The sequence below is a fragment of the Pseudomonas rubra genome, from assembly GCF_028656935.1.
In the GTDB taxonomy this organism is placed as follows: Bacteria; Pseudomonadota; Gammaproteobacteria; order Pseudomonadales; family Pseudomonadaceae; genus Aquipseudomonas; species Aquipseudomonas rubra.
Genome location: NZ_JAMDGZ010000044.1, coordinates 43,464 through 65,117 on the forward strand (window position 1 = coordinate 43,464; position 21,654 = coordinate 65,117).

Sequence of the window (21,654 nt, forward strand, 5' to 3'; positions counted from 1 at the left end):
CTCGAAGGTGCCCGTAATAAACCGATCTGAGGGGAGACCCCGATGAATTACAACTGGGACTGGGGCGTATTCTTCAAGTCCACTGGCGTGGGCAGCGAAACCTATCTGGACTGGTACATCACCGGCCTGGGCTGGACCATCGCCATTGCCATTGCCGCCTGGATCATTGCATTGCTGCTGGGTTCGATACTCGGCGTCATGCGTACCGTGCCGAACCGTCTGGTATCAGGCATTGCCACCGCCTACGTGGAACTCTTTCGTAACGTACCGCTGCTGGTGCAACTGTTCATCTGGTACTTCCTGGTGCCCGACCTGCTGCCCGAAGGCCTGCAGGAGTGGTACAAGCAAGACCTCAACCCGACCACTTCGGCGCTGATCAGCGTGATCATCTGCCTGGGCCTGTTCACTGCAGCGCGGGTGTGCGAGCAGGTGCGTACCGGTATCCAGGCGCTGCCCCGCGGCCAGGAAGCTGCCGCCCGCGCCATGGGTTTCAGCCTGCCGCAGGTGTACTGGAACGTGCTGCTGCCACAGGCCTACCGGATCATCATTCCGCCGCTGACCTCCGAATTCTTGAACGTGTTCAAGAACTCCTCGGTGGCCTCGCTGATCGGCCTGATGGAACTGCTGGCACAAACCAAACAAACCGCCGAGTTCTCGGCCAACCTGTTTGAAGCCTTCACCCTGGCGACCCTGATCTACTTCACCCTGAACATGGGCCTGATGCTGCTGATGCGTATGGTCGAGAAGAAAGTCGCCGTACCCGGCCTGATTTCCGTGGGGGGCAAATAATGGACTTCAGTGACATCATTCCAGCGATGCCGGGCCTGTGGAACGGCATGAAAATGACCCTGCAACTGATGGTCATGGGTATCGTTGGCGGCATTGCATTGGGCACGATTCTGGCACTGATGCGCTTGTCATCGAACAAGCTGCTGTCACGCTTTGCCGGCGCCTACGTCAACTACTTCCGCTCCATTCCGTTGCTGCTGGTGATCACCTGGTTCTACCTGGCCGTGCCGTTCGTGCTGCGCTGGATTACCGGCGAAGACACCCCGATCGGTGCGTTCACCTCCTGCGTCGTGGCGTTCATGATGTTCGAGGCGGCGTACTTCTGTGAAATCGTCCGCGCTGGCGTGCAGTCGATCGCCAAGGGCCAGATGGGCGCCGCCCAGGCCCTGGGCATGACCTATGGCCAGACCATGCGCCTGATCATCCTGCCCCAGGCGTTTCGCAAGATGACCCCGCTGCTGCTGCAACAGAGCATCATCCTGTTCCAGGACACCTCGCTGGTCTACACCGTCGGCCTGGTCGACTTCCTCAACTCGGCACGCGCCAGTGGTGACATCGTTGGCCGCTCCAACGAGTTTCTGATCTTCGCCGGTGTCGTCTACTTCGTCATCAGCTTCTCCGCTTCCTTCCTGGTCAAGCGTCTGCAGAAAAGGATAACCGTATGATCTCCATCAAAAACGTCAACAAGTGGTACGGCGACTTCCAGGTTCTGACCGACTGCAACACCGAGGTCAAGAAAGGCGAAGTGGTGGTGGTTTGCGGCCCGTCGGGCTCGGGCAAGTCGACCCTGATCAAGTGCGTCAACGCCCTGGAGCCGTTCCAGAAGGGTGACATCATCGTTGACGGCACCTCGATTGCCGACCCCAAGACCAACCTGCCCAAGCTGCGCTCGCGGGTCGGCATGGTGTTCCAGCATTTCGAGCTGTTCCCGCACCTGACCATTACCGAGAACCTGACCATTGCCCAGCGCAAGGTGTTGGGCCGCAGCGAAGCCGAAGCGACCAAGAAAGGCCTGGCCCTGCTTGAGCGCGTCGGTCTCAGCGCCCACGCCAAGAAGCACCCGGGGCAACTGTCCGGTGGCCAGCAGCAACGTGTGGCCATTGCCCGCGCGCTGGCGATGGACCCGATCGTCATGCTGTTCGACGAACCAACTTCGGCGCTGGACCCGGAAATGGTCAGCGAGGTTCTCGACGTAATGGTGCAACTTGCCAACGAAGGCATGACCATGATGTGTGTAACCCACGAGATGGGCTTTGCTCGCAAGGTCGCCAACCGGGTCATTTTCATGGACAAGGGCAACATCATCGAGGACTGCACCAAAGAGGAATTCTTTGGTGACCAGAGCGCCCGTGACGAGCGTACCCAACACTTCCTCAGCAAAATCCTGCAACACTGAGGTCTCACCACTGCCTGTCCGGTGTACGCCGGGCAGGCAGCGCTGTTAGTTACCGGGCTACTGTGATGAAATGCGACCCTACGCTCTTTCGCCCTGCCAAGCCTGCCCTTGCCGTGAAACCCCGTTTGATCCGCCAGTTGCTGTTCCCGCCCCTGATCGTCTTGCTGATGATCGGCCTGGGTGTGGCCGGCTTCATGATCAGCGAACACAACGGCATCCGCACCTTGAGCGAAAACGGCGAGCGCCAGCTTGAGCTGCACGCGCGCGCGGTCGAGAGCGAAATCAACAAGTACACCTATCTGCCGAGCCTGCTGGAGCTTGAAAACAGCGTTTCCAGCCTGCTCACCCAACCCGACGGCGAACACCGCCAGGCGGTCAACGAATACCTTGAAGGCCTGAACCGCCGCAGCCGCAGCCGGGCGATCTTTGTCCTCGACACCAGCGGCCGGGTCCAGGCCACCAGCAACTGGCGCGATGTCGACAGCTTCCTCGGTGAAGACCTGTCATTTCGCGCCTACTTCCAGGACGCCGTGCGCGGCCAACCCGGGCGCTTCTACGGCATCGGCAGCACCACCGGCGAGCCAGGCTACTTCCTCGCCCACGGCCTGGAAGAGCACGGCAAGATCATTGGCGTGGCGGTGATCAAGGTGCGCCTGGAGGCCATGGAAGAACGCTGGCAGCGGGCTCGCCTGGAAGCCTTTGTCAGTGACGAGAATGGCATCATCATCCTCTCCAGCGACCCGGCGCGGCGGCTCAAGTCTGTGCGCCCGCTTACCCCGGAGATCAAGGAGCGCCTGGCGCGCAGCCTGCAGTATTACTGGTGGCCGCTGAACGAACTGCAGCCACTGTCACGCGAAAAGCTCGCCGACGGCATCGAGAAACTGAGTTTTCCGGCCAACGCCGAACTTGGCGATGGCCGCCGCGAAGTGGCTTACCTTGCACAAACCCGGCGTCTGAGCGACACACCCTGGCACTTCACCCTGCTCACGCCCTTGCAGGACCTGCGCCGCGAATCCATGGTCCAGGGCATCCTGGTCGGTGTCGCCTTCGCGCTGCTGGCGATCTTGCTGATCGCCTGGAACGAACGGCGCAAAGTCATTGCCACCCGCCTGGCCGCCCGTGAAGCGCTGGAAGAGGCCAACAGCCAGCTGGAGCGCAAGATCACCGAACGCACCGCCGACCTGCGCGCCAGCAACGAGCGCCTGAAGGGCCAGATCCGCGAACGCCGGCATGCCGAGCAGACCCTGCGCCATGCCCAGGACGAGCTGGTTCAGGCCGGCAAACTGGCGGCCATCGGCCAGATGTCGACCAGCATCGCCCATGAACTGAACCAACCCCTGGCCGCCCTGCGCACCTTGTCGGGCAACAGCGTGCGTTTTCTTGAGCGCGGCGCACTGGAAACCGTCAGCACCAACCTGCACACCATGAACGATTTGATCGACCGCATGGGCCGCATCACCGCCAGCCTGCGCTCCTTCGCCCGCCGCGGTGAAGACAGCGGCAAGGCCTCGTTGAACAAGGCCGTCGAGGCCAGTCTGCAAGTGCTGGGCAACCGCATCGCCGGCTGCCACTTGCAACTGCATAATCACTACGACGATCAGCAACTGGCCATCGACCAGACCCGCCTCGAGCAGATCCTGGTCAACCTGATCGGCAACGCCCTCGACGCCATGGCCGCGCAACCCCTGCCGCAGCTCTGGCTTGAAGGTGAACTGCAAGGCGACAAATACCGCCTGCGAGTGCGCGATAATGGTCACGGCATCGATGACGAAACACGCAAGCACCTGTTCGAACCGTTTTTCACCACCAAACCGGGAGAGCACGGCCTGGGCCTGGGGCTGACCCTGTCCGCCAGCCTTGCCGCCGCCGCCAAGGGCAGCCTCAGTGTCGAACACCCCGCCAGCGGCGGGACCGCGTTCGTACTCAGCCTGCCGCTGGTCAATGCCCCCACTGAATCAGCCGAGTCCCTATGAACCAAGCGCCCCTTACCGTCCTGATCGTCGAAGACGACCCGCATGTGCTGCTCGGCTGCCAGCAGGCGCTGGCCCTGGAAGACATTGCCTGCGAAGGCGTCGGCAGTGCCGAAGAAGCCCTGCAGCGCATCGGTGATGACTTTGCCGGTATCGTCGTCAGCGATATCCGCCTGCCCGGCATCGATGGCCTGGAACTGCTCAGCCGCCTGAAAGCCCGCGACCGCAGCCTGCCGGTAGTTTTAATCACCGGCCACGGCGATATCGATATGGCGGTCGGCGCCATGCGCAACGGCGCCTATGACTTCATGGAAAAACCGTTCGCCCCGGAACGCCTGGTTGAAGTGGTACGCCGTGCCCTGGAGCAACGTGGCTTGTCCCGCGAAGTATTCGCCCTGCGCCGTCAGTTGGCCGAGCAAAGCACCCTGGAGGGGCGAATCATCGGCCGTTCGCCGGCCATGCAGAACCTGCGAGAACTGATTGCCAACGTCGCCGATACCTCGGCCAACGTGCTGATCGAAGGCGAAACCGGTACCGGCAAAGAGCTAGTCGCGCGCTGCCTGCATGATTTCAGCCGCCGCCAGGGCGCCCCCTTTGTCGCGCTGAACTGCGGCGGGTTGCCGGAGAACCTGTTCGAGAGCGAGATCTTCGGCCACGAAGCCAACGCTTTTACCGGCGCCGGCAAACGCCGGATCGGCAAGATCGAACACGCCAACGGCGGCACCTTGTTCCTCGACGAAGTCGAAAGCATGCCGCTGAACCTGCAGATCAAACTGCTGCGCGTGTTGCAGGAACGCACCCTGGAGCGCCTGGGGTCGAACCAGAGCATAGCCGTCGATTGCCGGGTGATTGCCGCAACCAAGTCCGACCTCAACGCCCTAGGCCAGAGCGGGCAGTTTCGCAGTGACCTGTACTATCGGCTGAACGTGGTGACCCTGGAGCTGCCGCCACTGCGCGAGCGCCGCGAAGACATCCTGCAACTGTTCGAGCACTTCCTGCAGCAGTCGTCGCTGCGCTTTGACCGGGAAACCCCGCAACTGGACAGCCAGACCCTGTCACGGCTGATGGCCCACGACTGGCCGGGCAACGTCCGCGAACTGCGTAACGTTGCCGAACGCTATGCCCTGGGCCTGCCAGCATTCAAAAAGACCGACGCCAGTACCAACCAGGGCCTGGGCTTTGCCGAGGCGGTCGAGGCGTTCGAGCGCAACCTGCTCGGCGATGCCCTGCAGCGCACCGGCGGCAACCTCAGCCAGGCCAGCCAGGAGCTGGGCATGGCCAAGACCACACTGTTCGACAAAGTGAAAAAGTATGGCCTGGGTTAACCCCGCGTTGAAACAGGACAACACGTGGACCTGATACTCAAAGCCTGCCTGGGCGCCGCCGTGGTGGTGATCCTTGCCGCCTTGGCGAAAACCCGCAACTACTACATTGCCGGGCTGGTGCCGTTGTTTCCGACCTTCGCCCTGATCGCCCATTACATCGTCGGTAAGGGCCGCTCACTGGACGACCTGAAGACCACCATCGTGTTCGGCATGTGGTCGATCATCCCTTACTTCGTCTACCTGGCGGCGCTGTACCTGCTGGTCGACCGCCTGCGCCTGGAGGCATCACTGGCGCTTGCCGCAGTGGCCTGGCTGGTGGCGGCGACGGTGCTGGTGAGCCTGTGGGTGAAGCTGCACTGATGGGCTTGCCCTGCGATCAGTACACCGCAACATGGGTATCGGCCAGCCGTTGCGACTGCAGATACGGCAACACCGCACTCAGCAACGGCCCCTTGAACGGCGCCTGAAAACGGTGGGCCAAACCCGGTATCAGCCGTAACTGACTGCCGCGGATATGCGCGGCTAGGTGCACGCCATGCATGACCGGCAGCAGCGGGTCCGCCGTGCCATGCACCACCAGGGCCGGTAGCCGCAGGCGATTGAGCAGTTCAACCCGGCTGGGTTCGGCCAGGATCGCCAGGATCTGGCGTTTGGCGCCCTCAGGATTGAAAGCCCGGTCGTAGGCTTGTGCAGCCTGGCGCACCAGTGCCTGGCGATCGTCGGTTACCTCAGGGCTGCCCAAGGCAGCAAGCAAGTCGGCCTGCTGCTCGATGGCAGTGGCACGATCCGGCGCCTCTCGCCGCGCCAGCAATTGCACCAGTGCCGGTGCCGGCGCCGGCAAGCCCTGGGCACCGGAACTGGACATGATCAGGGTCAGGCTCTCGACCCGTTGCGGGGCCATGGCCGCCAAGTGCTGAGCAATCATCCCGCCCATGCTCACACCCAGCACATGGAAGCGCTCGATACCCAAGGCATCCATCAACTGCAGACCATCCTCGGCCATGTCACCCAGGCTGTAGGGGGCGGCCACCGACAGCCCCAACTTGAAACGCAAAAGCTCGAAGGTCAGGTTGGCGCTGGCCGGCGGCCGGTTCCAGGTCGACAGGCCAACATCGCGGTTATCGAAGCGAATGACGCGAAAGCCCTGCTCGCACAGGGCTTTCACCACGTCATCGGGCCAATGGATCAGCTGCCCGCCCAGGCCCATGACCAGCAGTAACGCAGGATCCGAGGCACGGCCGACACTCTGGTAAGCCAGGCTCACCTGCGCCAATTGAGCCTGTTGCACAGGCACCTGAGTATCACAGCGCGGCGCGGCAAAGGCCGCCGATGCACTCGACAGAACAAGAAGTAAAAACAGCAACGCCCGCATGACTCAAACACCAGAATGCAAATCCCCAGTAGAGCGCGAGTGTGATGAAGTTTGTTCAAGCGCGCTGCCACAGTTGCGTGACAATTTGATGAAGCTCGCTCAGTGGTCGTGTCGATATCTATCTACCACTGCAAGTGCAAATGGGTCCTGTCCAATAAACCGCTCGCCATTCTCGGCGCGATACCGACAGGGAAATCCAACATGAGCGAAATACTCGACGACACAGCCCCAAGCGACTTTCACGCCGTTCACTTCGTTTCAGCCAACTGGCTTGATAGTGGGTCACTGCAACGCCGCATCGGCCAGTGGAATCTACACCTCGACAACTTCAATGCCCTCATCGCCAATGCTCCGGGAGTTCGAGATGCCCTGCGCAGCACTCTGCGCGAACAGTTGAATTCAGACCCCGAGGTCACCGGACTGCTGTTCGAATCCGACGGTTCGCGAACCTTCATCAACCTAATCGAGCTTGCCGTCTTTGGCCGCCACCACCCCACTGCGCCGACAAACCTGGATCAGGATGCGCTAGTCGTCGGTCTGCTGGCGGATAGTCCGTTGCTGCAACTGACCCCAAGCCAACTACTGGATCGACTCCAGCAGCTGGACATCCCCGCCAGTATCCGCCAGCGCTGGAACCACTACTGGGCAGCCCGCGCCGAGGGTACGCCGATCAGTCGTCGTGCCCATGCACTGGCCCATTACAAGGGGCACTTTCAGGTGGCGATGCAAGCCGCCGTGATCATGGACAGCATCACCGAGCAGGCGCTACGGCCAGTGTTCGGTGTACTCGACGACCCCGAGTGGCTGCGACTGGACGGCAAACAACTGACGATCCAAACGCTGCAAAAAAACGGTGAGGCACTCCCTGGCTTGATGGTGTTCGGCATCGAAGACAACCCGACGCTCATCCTCTACCAACCCAACAACCAACCTGCCTTTTCCCAATTCGCGAGCTCTGCAGATCTGGAGGCCAAGTTGCGGGCCGGGAACAAGGACGACCGCATCAGCTATCAGGCACAGGATGGCCTGGTTGGCGGCTTCGACACGCTTGTCGACGGCCTTCTGAACAAACAGCTCAAATCACTGGACTACAACCCGGGCAGCGATCTTCAGCGCCAGGCCGAGTTTGCCTTGTCCAAAGCCGATAGCATTGACCTGGAGCGGCGCCAGACTTCACTGCTGAGCGCCCCACCGTCGCTACCGGCAACAGATCTGGAGGCAACGCCAGCACCGTCCTTGCACGACTTGGGTGGGTTGGGAGATGAAATTCCTCACACCTTGCGGTCACAACTGATTCGCGGTCAGCTCAAGCTGATGAGTGCAATTGCCGAAAGCGCCCCCCAGCGTCTGAAAGCGCACTACTCTGCCCTGGAAAGCGCCACGCTCGCAGCGCAGAGCGCGATCTCTCGACAGTTGGCGAACGACACCTGGCGAACCAGTGAAACAGTACCCGTCGCCAGCACCGAGCTGATTACCGCCCATCATACCGGCCTGCGTGCCCATGCTCAGTTCCAGCAGTTACTGGGGCAAATCGACAGTAAAGAGCTGGGTTGGGTAGAAACCTTGCTCGACCAAGGGCAGTCGTTTCCACGGCCAGGCTCCAGCATCGTCGCCAACCACCTGGTGTTGAGCCAGACCGAGCAGGCACAGGGAGTTGAGCAGACCCGCGAACACACACTGGATACCTTGCTGGTACTCTCCCGCAAGCCGACGGGAGAGGGTCTCGAAACCCCACCCGCCATGCTCCTGTATTGGCCAGGCAAGCACGGTGGCTTGCTGCGCTGCCCGGATATTCAGACACTGGAAAGCTGCTTAGGGGTACAGAAGTTATCAGCGCAGTCCTTGAGACTCAAGCCTGCCTACGGCGATGTCCTCAGCCAGATACTTGACCTGCAGCTCAGCCGCAGCCGAACAGCGGCGCACAACGTAATGTTGGACAACAACGGCGTACCAGTACAGGACGCCCTCGCAGCAATCGATGAAGACCTCGAACAGCAACTGCAGATTCCCCAGCATGCCGCCCGTAAAAGGGCTTACCAGATGCTGCAGGAGCAGGACCAAGCGATCATCCTGGCCGGTGCGACACTGCCCAACTGGCTAAGCAGGCTATCGGATGCCAAGCGTCTGCTGATCAAGCAGCACATCGTCGACTACATCGCGGCCATGCAACTGGCACAGAGCCTGATCACCCGGGACTTGCCCAACCGCCTGCTGTTTTGCCGGCAACACCTGCTAAAGCGTCTGAAAAAAGACTTTCCCAGCTATGACGGCAGTGACATCGTGCTCAACCTGCCGGACTCCACCTCAGAAGAAAAAGTACCGACGACTTCTTCTCCAGGCCTGCCAGGCCAAGCCTCCATACCTGTCGTAGTGAAGCTGTTGCCCAGTACCCAGCGTCACGATCATCTGCTGGAAACCCTGCTCCTGGAGAACGTCGATAGCGCTGTAAGCAATCGGCTGAAGTTCATGAGGGTGGAAAGCCGCTCCAACAGCAGTGACGTGCGAACGCGCCTGAGCAGCGGCATCACCAAGGCGTATGTGGAAAAGCTGAGTATCGAACTGGATCTGGCCAAGCTTTACGAAGACAAGGTTCGCCGGCTGTTCCTGAGCACCGACGAAACAGCGTTCGAGCGCCAGTACCGTCGCGAGAGCCTGGCCAAGCCCATACAGCAGATGCTCAAGCTTCAGAGCCTGGTCGCCCGCGAACAAGGCAACCTGACTGACAAGGGGCAGCGCATTTTTGACATCTGCATTACCGCCAACAGCGCTGCGCACTACACCGCGCAAGGCCATGACATACGCCTGATTCCCGCCCATCTGACCGGCAGCTACCCGGAAACCGACGGCCTGTCGATTACGCTCTCGGGGGTCACCTTTATAAACGACCGCAACAGCGGCATCACCCTGCTCTACCGCCCCGATCATCCATCCAGGGTCCTGCGCGAATACTCAAGCCTGGAAGACGCACGCGATGGTCTTTATCAATTGGCCAAGCAAAGTGGTGAAATCGACTACCTCGCCAGTCGTACCTTGCAGGGTAGCCCCGCCCACCACAGAGCCTGGATGCACCAAGCACTGGGCCACAAATACAGCGGCATGATCGGACTGGGGCCGGACTGGCCGAGGAGTACGTCCCTGAGCGAGCACCTGCTGGACGCTCAGATGGGAAGAATGCTGGAGGCCCATCGCGCCACTTCCCGCTCCAATGATCAGCTCTGGCTGGAGAACTTTGCCCATCAAAGTGGCATGGTCTTCAACTACCTCAAGATGACGTTCAGCTTCATACCTGTGCTGGGCAGCTTGATCGGCCTGTATGACTTTTTCGACGCATGCGCCAAGGCCAGGTCCTTGTTGGTCAATGGTCAACCCTACAAAGCCTTGGGCGAGCTGGGCACAGCCTTGTTGTGCCTGGTCGATGCTGCCGTGGACTTGCTGCCTGCTATCGCCGCCAAGGCCACAGCGGTACGGCGCTTGACCAAGCTGCGTCAACTTCGCCAGTTGGACAGCCCTCTGGTGCAACAAAATATTATAGGGGCGCCCAGAAGCGCCCCCCTGCACGCCCGCTTCAACGGCTATGAATACGAAAAACCCATTGAGTTTTCTGCTTCGCAACTGGGCACCGATGGACGCTTTCGCGGCATCTATCGCCACGCCGACGGCGATTTCATTCTGATGGGGGACCGTCCATGCCAGGTGCAATGGGATGCTACGGCCCATACCTGGCGCTTGCAAGGGACCGCTGCCAAGGGCTGGAAGCGCCCGATCGCACTCTCGGTAGAAGGACAATGGGATACGCATTTCGCGCTGTATGGCGTACACCTGTACGGTGGCGGCGCCGGTGGGGGTATTGCTAGCAGCGCGCTGCGATTTACCGGACGAACTCTCGACCGGCTCGACCCTTACTGGCCGGAAGCAATCCGCAGCAGACTCCCCCGTATTTTGGTGGACAGCCATTTCCGGCGCAAAAACATCCTGTCATTGCAAGCAGCAACGGATGAACTGGCCCTGAAAAACAGCGTGAACCGAACCAATCGTCAATTTGAGCCCTATAACGCCGCCTCCCCTGAAGAACAACGGGTGATGGCAGTCAATCTCGAAAAGAGTTGCCGGGCTGATATCGATCTGGCGAAAAACAACTATTCCACACTGGAAAGCCTCTTTGAAGTCGGTACTCGGGCAGAAAAGCTGCTCTGTACCGAGCAAAAATCCCGTACGGCCAACGTCATCTGTGGCCGCTTGATAAGCTCGATCGAGCTGAAGGTCAACCGCACCCGCCCCCTGGTGCAATCGGCCTACGAAATTCGCAATAGAATCTCCCTTTTGAACGATCTGACCGAGCAGGCACCGTTACTTCGCCAATTGCGCGAACTTTCTATCCAGATTCTGGACATACGCAAAGAAATGGCAGCGGATATGCTTGAGCTCAGGTCCTGGAACCGGAATGTCCACGCTCCGGCGAAACCCAGCAACACCGACGCTCGCTTCAATAGCGAACTGTCCAGGCTCAACAAGGCACATGCAGATAACGCCCAACGACTTGTCGCCCTGGACCTCGGTACTGATGAACATCTGGCGGCGCGCATCAAAAGCCAACAAGACCTCAACAATTCGATCAACGACTTGATACAACGCTTTCCCACGCACCGGGACTATCTGATTAATCTCAGGAGCTTCAAAGGTATGGGGCAATCGTTCACGATCTATGAGCGCCAGTTCAACGACAATTTTTTTGTCTTCTACAAAACTCCGCACCTGATGAGTGCTGCTCGTCGTTACCAGAACACATCGGTGGTTGCCGACTACCTGCAGCAACAGTTACAACAGATCGAACGGGACTTTGCCGAGGCACGTGGCACGCTGGTGGAAATGTGGGAGGTTGCGGTCAACGCTCAGCAACGTCGAACCATTTTCGAACAGGCCAGTACGACCTATCGCAATTATCAACTCAGGCTACGCAGTACCTACGCCAGTTTTCCCGAGTTGTTCGATGAGCAGTACTTGCAACAGCTGCATGACAATCTGCAGACACTGATCTCCCAGGCAGATAGGCAGCTGCGCCATCTTCCCAACGCTACTCCGGCTGCCAGCGGCCAATCCAGCGGCCCGCGCCTGTTCCAGACAGTAGATGACAGGTACAGAGTGGGCGATTACTTCCCAGCTAACGACGACCTTCCTGCCTATATCGTTACTTGGGATGAAGAGGGCAACGCCCTAGGCCACTACGACGCGATAGGTGATCGCTGGCAACGCCGACCTGCCGTTGTGCCCCCCCGCCCCAATGAACTTCGCGACCTCAAGCGCACAGCGGCCGAGTTGATCGACGGGCTGGGCAATTATCGACAGCGCGTTGAGGGCTACAAGCGCCAAGGCATGTTGCCTGTGGATCTTGAGCACGTTATGAACACCAAGGCCGAAGAACTGGAACACTGCGCTCGACGCCTCCAGCAACTTGATGCGACAGCCACAGAACCGGCACAGCTGCGTCCCCACGCGGCCACACTACGTCAACAGGGCGTCGACTTGCGCATCGCCCAGATCAAACTCAGCGTCGAACCCAACGAGGGGCATCTGTTGTATTTACTCGAACAACAGCAGGTGGACATCGTTCCAGAGGGCGAGCGACAGTTGCTCAAAACGCGGGACTACCTTGAGGAATACGTAATCCGCGACCTGACGGCAGCCGGGCAACCCACACTCTGGTATGCCCATTTCCATTACAGCAAATTGGATACGCCGTTCGTCAACGCCACCGCCATGCACCTCAAACGCGCGGCGGATCGTTATCGCGGTGCACAGTGGCAGCAAACCAACAGCGCTGACACCATCTGGCGCGGGACGATTTCGGCGCAGACTGCTCAAACGCATTTTGCTCATCTTTAACCGCAATAAACTTGGCGAGCCGTCCTGGCTCGCCGAGTTTCTCCTTACGCCAGTTCCGCCCGTAACTGCCGCGCCGCCGCCACCAGGTTGACCAACGCGGCCTCGGTTTCCGGCCAGGCGCGGGTTTTCAGGCCGCAATCGGGGTTGACCCACAAACGCTCAGCGGGCACTCGCGCGGCCGCTTTGCGCATCAGCGCGACCATCTCTGCGGTGTCTGGCACTCGCGGGGAGTGGATGTCATAGACACCCGGGCCAATATCGTTGGGGTAGTCGAAGGCTTTGAAGGCTTCCAGCAACTCCATGTCCGAGCGTGAAGTCTCGATGGTGATGACGTCGGCATCCATGGCGGCGATGGCTTGGATCACATCGTTGAACTCGCTGTAGCACATGTGGGTATGGATCTGGGTTTCGTCGCGCACGCCACTTGCGCACAGGCGGAAAGCCTCAACCGCCCAGTCCAGGTACTCCTGCCATTGCGCCCGACGCAGCGGCAAGCCCTCGCGGAACGCGGCTTCGTCGATCTGCACGATCTTGATGCCGGCGGCTTCCAGGTCCTGCACTTCGTCGCGAATGGCCAGGGCCAGTTGCTCGGCCTGAACCCTGCGCGACACGTCTTCACGGGGGAAGGACCACATCAGCATGGTCACCGGGCCCGTCAGCATGCCTTTCATGACCTTGTTGGTCAGCGTCTGGGCATATTCGATCCAGGCCACGGTCATGGCCTGCGGGCGGCTCAGGTCGCCGTAGATAATCGCAGGTTTGACGCAGCGCGAACCGTAACTCTGGACCCAGCCAAAACGGGTGAAGGCGTAGCCGTCCAATTGCTCGGCAAAGTATTCGACCATGTCGTTACGCTCGGCCTCGCCGTGCACCAGCACGTCCAGGCCCAGGCGCTCCTGCACCTGCACGGCATGGCGGATCTCGCTGTGCATGGCGTCGGTGTAGTCGTTGGCCGACAGCTTGCCTTGCTTGTAGGCCTGGCGCGCCAGGCGGATCGCCGAAGTCTGCGGGAACGAGCCGATGGTGGTGGTCGGGAAGGCCGGCAGTTGCAAGCGCTGGCGCTGAACCTCAATACGCTGGGCAAAGGCTGACTGGCGCCGGCTATCGGCAGCAGTAACCGCCGCCAGACGGGCCTGAACCTGCGGTTTGTGAATGCGTGGCGACTCGGCACGGCGCTTGTGTACTGCGCGGCTGTTGCTCAAGGCGTTCTGTACCGCCGGCAAATGCGGGGTATCCAGGGCCTTGGCCAGCACGGCGATTTCTTCGCACTTCTGCACAGCAAAGGCCAGCCAGCTTTTCAATTCGGCGTCGAGCTTGTCTTCACGGCCAAGGTCCACTGGGCTGTGCAACAGCGAACAAGAGCCGGCGACCCACAGGTTGGCACCGAAACGTTGCTGGGCCTGCTGCAGCTGTTCCAGCGCCTGGTCCAGGTCGCAGCGCCAGACGTTGCGGCCGTTGACCACACCCAACGACAGCACTTTGTAGGTCGGCAGACGATCGAGCACCGCTGGCAGTTGCTCCGCTGCGCGCACCAGGTCGATGTGCAGGCCATCCACCGGCAGGCCGACGGCCAGACCCAAGTTGTCTTCCAGGCCGCTGAAGTAGGTAGCAACCAGCTTCTTGAGCGGTGAGTACTGGAGGATGTGATAGGCGCGCTCGAAGGCGTTCCTCCATTCTTGAGGCAGGTCCAGGCCAAGGATCGGCTCGTCGATCTGTACCCATTCCACGCCCTGGCGCGACAGGCGGCTGAGGATTTCGCCATAGACCGGCAGCAGGCGCTCGAGCAGGTCGAGCTTGTCGAATTCGTCGCCCTTGACCTTGCCCAGCCACAGGTAGGTCAGCGGGCCGATCAGCACCGGTTTGACCGCATGACCCAGGGCCCGGGCTTCAGCGACTTCGTCGAATAGCTGATCCCAACTGAGGACAAAACGCTGGTCGGCACTGAACTCCGGGACCAGGTAGTGGTAGTTGGTGTCGAACCACTTGGTCAGCTCTTGGGCATACTGGGTTTGCGCATGAGCGCCGCCACAGCAGGTGCTGGCGCCGCGGGCCATGGCAAACAGGGTATCGAGGGTCGGCAGGCCATTGCTGCCCAGGGCACTGGCAAAACGCTCGGGGATGGCACCGAAGGCTAGCGAATGGCTCAGTACCTGGTCGTACCAGGCGAAGTCACCAACCGGCAGCAGCTCGATGCCGGCGTCTTTTTGCAACTGCCAGTGGCGGGCGCGCAGTGCACGGCCAACGGCTTCAAGGCCGACCTGATCGAGATCACCTTTCCAGTAGGCTTCTTGGGCTTTTTTCAGTTCGCGGTCAGCGCCGATGCGCGGGAAACCAAGGTTGTGGGCCAGTGCCATGACAAAACGTCCTCCCTGTAAAAGATGACGCTATTGTCGACAGCTGGAACAACATGAGACAAACTCAATAAATTCGTGTTCATCTCAAAATTTATTCATGGAGCCCTGCGGTGCTGGAAATTCGCCACCTGAAAACCCTGCATGCCCTGCGCGAAGCCGACAGCCTGGTGGAGGCTGCCGAGCGTCTGCACCTGACCCAGTCGGCACTGTCCCATCAGTTCAAGGAGCTGGAGGAGCGCCTGGGCATGCAGCTGTTCATGCGCAAGACCAAGCCGATCCGCTTCACCAGTGCCGGCCTGCGCCTGCTGCAACTGGCCGATGCCACCTTGCCGCTGCTGCGTGGCGCCGAGCGCGACATCGCCCGCCTGGCCGGTGGTACTGCCGGGCGCCTGCACATGGCGATCGAATGCCACAGCTGCTTCCAGTGGCTGATGCCAACCATCGATCAGTTCCGCAACGCCTGGCCGGAAGTCGAACTCGACCTGGCCTCGGGTTTTGCCTTTGCCCCGCTGCCAGCGCTGGCCCGTGGCGACCTTGACCTGGTAGTGACCTCCGATCCACTGGAACTCAGCGGCATCACCTACGTGCCGCTGTTCACCTACGAAGCGATGCTCGCCGTGGCCAACCAGCATCCGCTGGCGCACAAGCCGTATATGGTGCCCGAAGACCTGGCCAGCGAAACCCTGATCACCTACCCGGTGGAGCGCGACCGCCTGGATATCTTCACCCGTTTCCTGGAGCCGGCCGATGTGGAGCCTGCGCACGTACGCACAGCAGAGCTGACGGTGATGATGATGCAACTGGTGGCCAGCGGTCGCGGCGTGTGCGGCATGCCGCACTGGGCCCTGCACGAGTACAGCTCGCGCGGTTATGTGAAGGCCAAGCGCCTGGGTGAGAAAGGCCTGTTTGCCACGCTGTATGCGGCGGTACGCACCGATATGCTCGATGCGCCGTACATGCGCGACTTTTTGCTGACCGCCAAGGACACGTCGTTCTCCACCCTCGACGGCGTCAGCGCAGTACGCTGAGCCTTACACGGCCCGGCGCTGCTCCTGCACCAGGCGCAGCGCCAAGCCGGCCAGGACGAAGCCCATCACATAGCGTTGCAGCATCAGCCACAGCGGGTAGCGCACGAACCAACCGGCGATGCCGGCGGCGAACAGGGCGATCAGCAGATTGACCGAGAAACTCACGGCGATCTGAGTCAGGCCCAAGGCCAGGCTCTGGACCAGCACCGAGCCGTTCTCCGGCGAAACGAACTGCGGCAGCACCGAGAGATAGAACACCGCCACCTTGGGGTTGAGCACGCTGGTCAGAAAGCCCATGAGTACCAGCTTGTGCGGCGAGTCCGGTGCCAGCTCGCGCGGCTCGAACGGCGAACGGGCACCGGGTTTGACCGCCTGCCAGGCCAGCCACAGCAGGTAACCGGCACCGGCCCACTTGAGCAGGTCGTAAGCCAGCGGTACGGCCATGAACAAGGCCGTCAGGCCAATGGCTGCGGCCGTCATGTGCACCAGAAAACCGCCGACTACCCCCAGCAACGACGTTACCCCGGCCATGCGGCCCTGGCAGATCGAGCGGGAAATCAGGTAGATCATGTTCGGCCCCGGGGTCAGGACCATCAGCAGCGCAGCACCAATAAACAGCAACCATTCATGGGTAGGGATCATCGGCATTCCTTTGCAAGTGCGATCAGGCGGGGGTGGTAGTTAACTGCCGATACAGGGGCAGAATCAAGTCCCGTGTCAGCGGCGCCAGCTCCAGGGTCAGCGGCTTGCGGGCCGAGACCCACACCACTTCTTCGATTTCCGCTGCGGGTTCGACCGGCATGGCGGTGTGCACTTTGAAAATCTCGGCCTGGACGACAAAACCTGGCTCGTTGGCGGCCGGGGCACTGAACTGGCCAAGAAACTCGGCGTCTTGCGCCTCGATCGCCAGGCCCAGCTCTTCGAACAGCTCACGGGCCAGGGCGGTAACCGGCGGCTCGTCGGCCTCGATCTTGCCGCCAGGCTGCATGAACGCCTGGGTACCGCGCTTGCGTACCAGCAGGGTACGGCCTTGCGGGTCGAGCAGAAGGGCGGCGGCGATGCGAATGGTTTTGCTCATGGGATGCTCGTTAACGGGAAAGCGCGCAAGGATCACATGTTGGTGGTGGCCTTTCAATGTTGGAGCGGGCTGACGAACGTCCCTTGCAAGCCCGCGCCATTGGCCGCATAAACAGCCCATGAACCTCCCCGCCCTCAAGCACCCGGAACTGGACGCCTTCCACCCAGCAGTCCGTACCTGGTTCCAGCGCCAGTTCCCGACGGTCACCGCCGCCCAGGCCCGGGCCTGGCCGTTGATTCGCAGTGGCCAATCCTTGCTGGTCGCCGCCCCTACCGGTTCAGGCAAAACCCTGACCGCTTTCCTGGCGATCCTCGATGAGTTGTTCACTCAGGGACTAGCGACCGGGCAACTGCCGGACCAGACCCAAGTGGTCTACGTCTCGCCGCTCAAGGCGCTGTCCAACGATATCCAGATCAACCTGCAGGCACCGCTGGCCGGGATCAATGCGCTGCTGGCCGAACAAGGCCTTGAACCACTGCACATCCGCACGGCGGTACGCAGCGGCGACACCCCGCAGAAGGAACGCACGGCGATGCGCCGTCAGGCGCCGCACATTCTGGTCACCACCCCCGAATCGCTGTATGTGTTGCTCGGCTCGGCATCCGGCCGCCGGGGCCTGGCCTGCGTACACACGGTGATCGTCGATGAGATCCACGCCCTGGCCGGCAACAAGCGCGGCAGTCACCTGGCCCTGAGCCTGGAGCGCCTGGAGGCACTGTGCGGGCGGCCACTGAGGCGAATTGGCCTGTCGGCCACCCAGCGCCCGGTCGAACGGGTGGCGCAGTTTCTGGTGGGCCTGGGACGCGCGTGCGCGGTTGTCGATATCGGCCATGCCCGCCCCCGCGACCTGGGCCTGGAAGTTCCGCCAGTGCCGCTGGGGGCAGTGATGGCCACAGATGTCTGGGGCCTGGTTTATGACCGCCTGGCGGCCCTGGCCCGCGAGCACCGCACCACGCTGGTGTTCGTCAACACCCGGCGCCTGGCCGAGCGTCTGACCCGCCACTTGAGCGAGCGCCTGGGTCATGACGCGGTGGCCGCGCACCACGGCAGCCTGGCCAAGGAGTACCGCCTGGACGCCGAGCAACGGCTCAAACGCGGTGAGTTGCAAGTGCTGGTGGCCACCGCCTCGCTGGAGCTGGGCATCGATATCGGTGAAGTCGAGCTGGTCTGCCAGATCGGCTCACCCGGCTCGATCGCCGCTTTTTTGCAAAGGGTCGGGCGCTCCGGGCACCAGGTCGAGGGCACACCCAAAGGCCGGCTGTTCCCACTGTCGCGCGACGACCTGATCGAATGCGCGGCGTTGCTCGATTGCGTGCGCCGTGGCGAGCTGGACCGTTTGCACGTGCCAGTGGCACCGCTGGATGTCCTGGCTCAACAGATAGTCGCCGAAGTCAGCAGCCAGGAGTGGCACGAGCAGGCATTGTTCGACTGCCTGCGCCGGGCCACGCCCTATGCGGGGCTGGACCAGGGCCACTACCTGGCGCTGTTGCGCATGCTCGGCGAAGGGTTCAATGGCCGCCAGGGCATCCGCAGCGCCTACCTGCACCGTGACGCGGTCAACGCTACCTTGCGCGGGCGCCGTGGCGCCCAGCTGACAGCATTGACCAGCGGCGGCACCATTCCCGACAACGCCGACTACGCGGTAATCCTCGAACCGCAAAGCCTGAACATTGGCAGCGTCAACGAAGACTTCGCAGTAGAAAGCATCGCCGGCGATGTCTTCCAGCTGGGCAATACTTCCTACCGCATCCTGCGGGTGGAAAGCGGCCGGGTGCGGGTCGAGGATGCCAAGGGCCTGCCACCAAACATCCCGTTCTGGCTCGGCGAGGCACCGGGGCGCAGCGATGAACTGTCCGCAGGTGTGGCGCGCCTGCAAGGTGAAATCGACCGGCGCTTGAGTGCAAGCGATGGCCAGCAACACGCGCTGCTCCACTGGCTCACGGCAGAATTGGGCCTGTGCCAGGACAGCGCCGAACAGTTGCTTGAGTATCTCGCCCACACCCGTCAGGTGCTTGGCGCCCTGCCCTCGCAGCAAACCTTGATAATGGAGCGCTTTTTCGACGAGCCCGGTGGCACCCAGCTGATCATCCACTCACCCTTCGGCAGCCGCATCAACCGCGCCTGGGGCCTGGCCTTGCGCAAGCGTTTCTGCCGCACCTTCAACTTCGAATTACAGGCTGCGGCCAGCGAAGACGCGATTGTCCTGTCACTGTCGGCCAGCCACAGTTTTGCCCTGGACGAAGTCTGGCGTTACCTGCCCAGCAACAAGGCCGAGGCGGTGCTGATCCAGGCGTTGCTCGATGCGCCGCTGTTTGGCGTACGCTGGCGCTGGAACGCATCTACCGCGCTGGCCTTGCCGCGCTTCGTCGGCGGGCGCAAAGTGGCACCGCAGATCCAGCGGATGAAAAGCGAGGACCTGATTGCCGCGGTGTTCCCCGACCAGATCGCCTGCCTGGAAAACCTCGCTGGCGAGCGGCAGATTCCCGATCATCCACTGGTTGAGCAAACCCTCGACGACTGCCTGCACGAGGCCATGGACAGCGAAGGCTGGCTGGCACTGCTGCGGCGTATCGAGCAAGGTCAAATCACCCTGGTTGCCCGTGACCTGCCGGCACCTTCGCCGCTGGCCTCGGCCATTCTCAACGCCCGTCCCTACACCTTCCTCGACGATGCACCGCTTGAAGAACGACGTACCCAGGCCGTGCTCAATCGCCGCTGGAACCAAGTGCAGAGCGTTGATGATCTGGGTGCACTAGACCCGCAAGCCATCGCTGCTGTACAGGCCGAAGCCTGGCCGACGCCAACCCGCAGCGATGAAATGCACGAGGCCTTGATGAGCCTGGCCTGCATCAGCCAGACCGAAGCCCAGGCCAATGAAGGCTGGCAGGATTGGCTGGAGACGCTGGCCAGGCAAGGCCGCGCCTGCCGCCTGCAACTGGCCGGCGACCAGGCGCTGTGGCTGGCCCGCGAACGCCTGGTGCTGCTGCGCGCCCTGTACCGGCAAGCGCCCCTCACACCCGAGCTCGCCGCCCTGCCCGGCTTTGATCAAGCCATCGACGCCGATGCGGCGCTGGTCGAGCTGCTGCGTGCGCGCCTGAGCGGCTTCGGCCCGCTGACCTGCGAACAGATTGCCGCGCCGCTGCAACTGCCGGCCAGCGCCGTTGAACAGGCCCTGGCCCGCCTGGAAGGCGAAGGCTACGTCATGCGTGGCTACTTTCAACTGGGCGAGCAAGTGCTGCAATGGTGCGAGCGACACCTGCTGGCACGTATTCATCGCTACACCATCAAGCGCCTGCACCGGGAAATCGAGCCGGTCAGCCTGCAGGACTTCATGCGCTTTCTGTTCGACTGGCAGCACCTGTCGCCCAACGCCCGCCTGCAAGGCCAGGCCGCACTGAGCGCTGTTCTCGATCAGTTCGAAGGGTACCCGGCGGCGGCCGGCGCCTGGGAAAGCGACCTGCTGCCGACCCGGCTCAAGGACTACAGCCCGCGCTGGCTTGACGAAGCCTGCCGCGCCGGCAAGTACGCCTGGGCACGCCTGGCGCCGAGTACGGCGAGCAGCACCTTGCGCAGCACGCCGCTGGTGCTGCTGCCACGGGGGCGCCTGGGCCTGTGGCGTACCCTGGGGCCGGCGCTGGAGTCCGGTGAGCTGAGCCTGCGCGCCCAACGTGTGCATGGCGTGCTCAGCGATCAGGGCGCCTCGTTCTTCGACGAGCTGCTGCACGACGCCCACCTGCTGCCCAGCGAGCTGGAAAACGCCCTGCAGGAACTGGTGGCCGCCGGCTTGATCAGCGCTGACAGTTTTGCCGGCCTGCGCGTGTTGATCACCCCGGCGAGCAAGCGCCAGCGGCGCGGTCGCGGGCCATTGCTCGGCGGCATGCAAGACGCCGGACGCTGGGCCCTGCTGCGCAAGCCCGGCGACCAGCGCGACGAAGACCTTGAACACATTGCCCGCACCTTGCTGCGCCGCTACGGCGTGATCTGTTGGCGCTTGCTGGAGCGCGAGGCCGACTGGCTGCCCAGCTGGCGCGAACTGCTGCGTTGCTACCACCGCCTGGAAGCCCGTGGCGAAATCCGTGGCGGGCGCTTTATCAGCGGCCTGGCCGGCGAACAATTCGCCCTGCCCGAGGCCGTGGCGCTGCTGCGTGAAGTACGCCGGCGACCGCTGGATGGCAGCTTGGTCGCGATCAGTGCCAGCGATCCGCTGAACCTGGTCGGCAGCCTGCTGCCAGGCAGTAAAGTCCCCGCCGTCAGCGGCAACCGCCTGCTCTATCTCGACGGTGTGCCAGTGGCGACGCTTATTGCCGGCAAGGTCCAGTACCACCCTGACGATGAACTAACGCGCCAGGGCGAGTGGCGCAACCGCCTGATCCGCGATGCTGCCCTGGTTAGCTGACCTGACGTTTGGTGCACAGACGGCGCCATGCATAGCCGCCAATACAAATGATTTTCGATTCCAAGA

General features: G+C 61.9%; 13 protein-coding genes. 9 read left to right on the forward strand and 4 right to left on the reverse strand.

Annotated elements, in window-relative coordinates; genetic code table 11:
• Nucleotides 1–42 precede the first annotated feature (42 nt).
• The 6 genes from M5G17_RS19300 to M5G17_RS19325 all read left to right on the forward strand — a co-directional run bounded on the left by M5G17_RS19300 (nucleotide 43) and on the right by M5G17_RS19325 (nucleotide 5,840).
• The gene (locus tag M5G17_RS19300) at nucleotides 43–789 is read left to right on the forward strand and encodes an amino acid ABC transporter permease (protein WP_273894502.1); all 747 of its coding nucleotides are present in this window, start codon (nucleotides 43–45) and stop codon (nucleotides 787–789) included.
• Nucleotides 786–1,454: an amino acid ABC transporter permease gene (locus M5G17_RS19305; protein ID WP_273894567.1), complete on the forward strand. Its 669-nt coding sequence runs from the start codon at nucleotides 786–788 to the stop codon at nucleotides 1,452–1,454. The genes M5G17_RS19300 and M5G17_RS19305 overlap by 4 nt, the downstream gene beginning before the upstream one ends.
• Entirely contained in the window at nucleotides 1,451–2,185 is a 735-nt protein-coding gene (locus tag M5G17_RS19310; RefSeq protein ID WP_273894503.1) for an amino acid ABC transporter ATP-binding protein, read from the forward strand. The genes M5G17_RS19305 and M5G17_RS19310 overlap by 4 nt, the downstream gene beginning before the upstream one ends.
• Nucleotides 2,186–2,250: 65 nt before the next feature.
• Complete coding sequence (aauS, locus tag M5G17_RS19315) at nucleotides 2,251–4,158, forward strand: two-component sensor histidine kinase AauS (protein ID WP_273894504.1); 1,908 nt, start codon at nucleotides 2,251–2,253, stop codon at nucleotides 4,156–4,158.
• On the forward strand, nucleotides 4,155–5,480 hold the full coding sequence (gene aauR / locus M5G17_RS19320) for a two-component response regulator AauR (RefSeq protein ID WP_130265975.1): 1,326 nt from the start codon (nucleotides 4,155–4,157) through the stop codon (nucleotides 5,478–5,480). The genes aauS and aauR overlap by 4 nt, the downstream gene beginning before the upstream one ends.
• A gap of 33 nt (nucleotides 5,481–5,513) precedes the next feature.
• A complete protein-coding gene (locus M5G17_RS19325) occupies nucleotides 5,514–5,840 on the forward strand; it encodes a GlpM family protein (protein ID WP_273894568.1) in 327 nt (108 codons plus the stop codon).
• Nucleotides 5,841–5,856: 16 nt separating this feature from the next.
• Here the strand turns inward: M5G17_RS19325 and M5G17_RS19330 are convergent, their stop codons facing one another.
• Nucleotides 5,857–6,852, reverse strand: coding sequence for an alpha/beta fold hydrolase (locus M5G17_RS19330; RefSeq protein WP_273894505.1), 996 nt, complete (start codon nucleotides 6,850–6,852; stop codon nucleotides 5,857–5,859).
• 201 nt (nucleotides 6,853–7,053) lie between these two features.
• Here M5G17_RS19330 and M5G17_RS19335 point away from each other — a divergent pair, with 201 nt between their 5' ends.
• Nucleotides 7,054–12,732 (forward strand): dermonecrotic toxin domain-containing protein, encoded by a 5,679-nt coding sequence (locus M5G17_RS19335; RefSeq protein WP_273894506.1) that lies wholly within the window; start codon nucleotides 7,054–7,056, stop codon nucleotides 12,730–12,732.
• A 44-nt stretch (nucleotides 12,733–12,776) separates the two neighbouring features.
• Here M5G17_RS19335 and metE read toward each other — a convergent pair whose 3' ends face one another.
• On the reverse strand, nucleotides 12,777–15,086 hold the full coding sequence (gene metE / locus M5G17_RS19340) for a 5-methyltetrahydropteroyltriglutamate--homocysteine S-methyltransferase (protein ID WP_273894507.1): 2,310 nt from the start codon (nucleotides 15,084–15,086) through the stop codon (nucleotides 12,777–12,779).
• A gap of 110 nt (nucleotides 15,087–15,196) precedes the next feature.
• Here metE and metR point away from each other — a divergent pair, with 110 nt between their 5' ends.
• On the forward strand, nucleotides 15,197–16,114 hold the full coding sequence (metR, locus tag M5G17_RS19345) for a transcriptional regulator MetR (RefSeq protein ID WP_130265980.1): 918 nt from the start codon (nucleotides 15,197–15,199) through the stop codon (nucleotides 16,112–16,114).
• A gap of 3 nt (nucleotides 16,115–16,117) precedes the next feature.
• Here metR and M5G17_RS19350 read toward each other — a convergent pair whose 3' ends face one another.
• Nucleotides 16,118–16,756: a LysE family translocator gene (locus M5G17_RS19350; RefSeq protein WP_273894508.1), complete on the reverse strand. Its 639-nt coding sequence runs from the start codon at nucleotides 16,754–16,756 to the stop codon at nucleotides 16,118–16,120.
• A gap of 22 nt (nucleotides 16,757–16,778) precedes the next feature.
• Nucleotides 16,779–17,192, reverse strand: coding sequence for an NUDIX hydrolase (locus M5G17_RS19355; RefSeq protein ID WP_273894509.1), 414 nt, complete (start codon nucleotides 17,190–17,192; stop codon nucleotides 16,779–16,781).
• Nucleotides 17,193–17,310: 118 nt separating this feature from the next.
• On the opposite strand from M5G17_RS19355, the gene M5G17_RS19360 reads away from it, so the two are divergent.
• Complete coding sequence (locus M5G17_RS19360) at nucleotides 17,311–21,588, forward strand: DEAD/DEAH box helicase (RefSeq protein ID WP_273894510.1); 4,278 nt, start codon at nucleotides 17,311–17,313, stop codon at nucleotides 21,586–21,588.
• Nucleotides 21,589–21,654 lie beyond the last annotated feature (66 nt).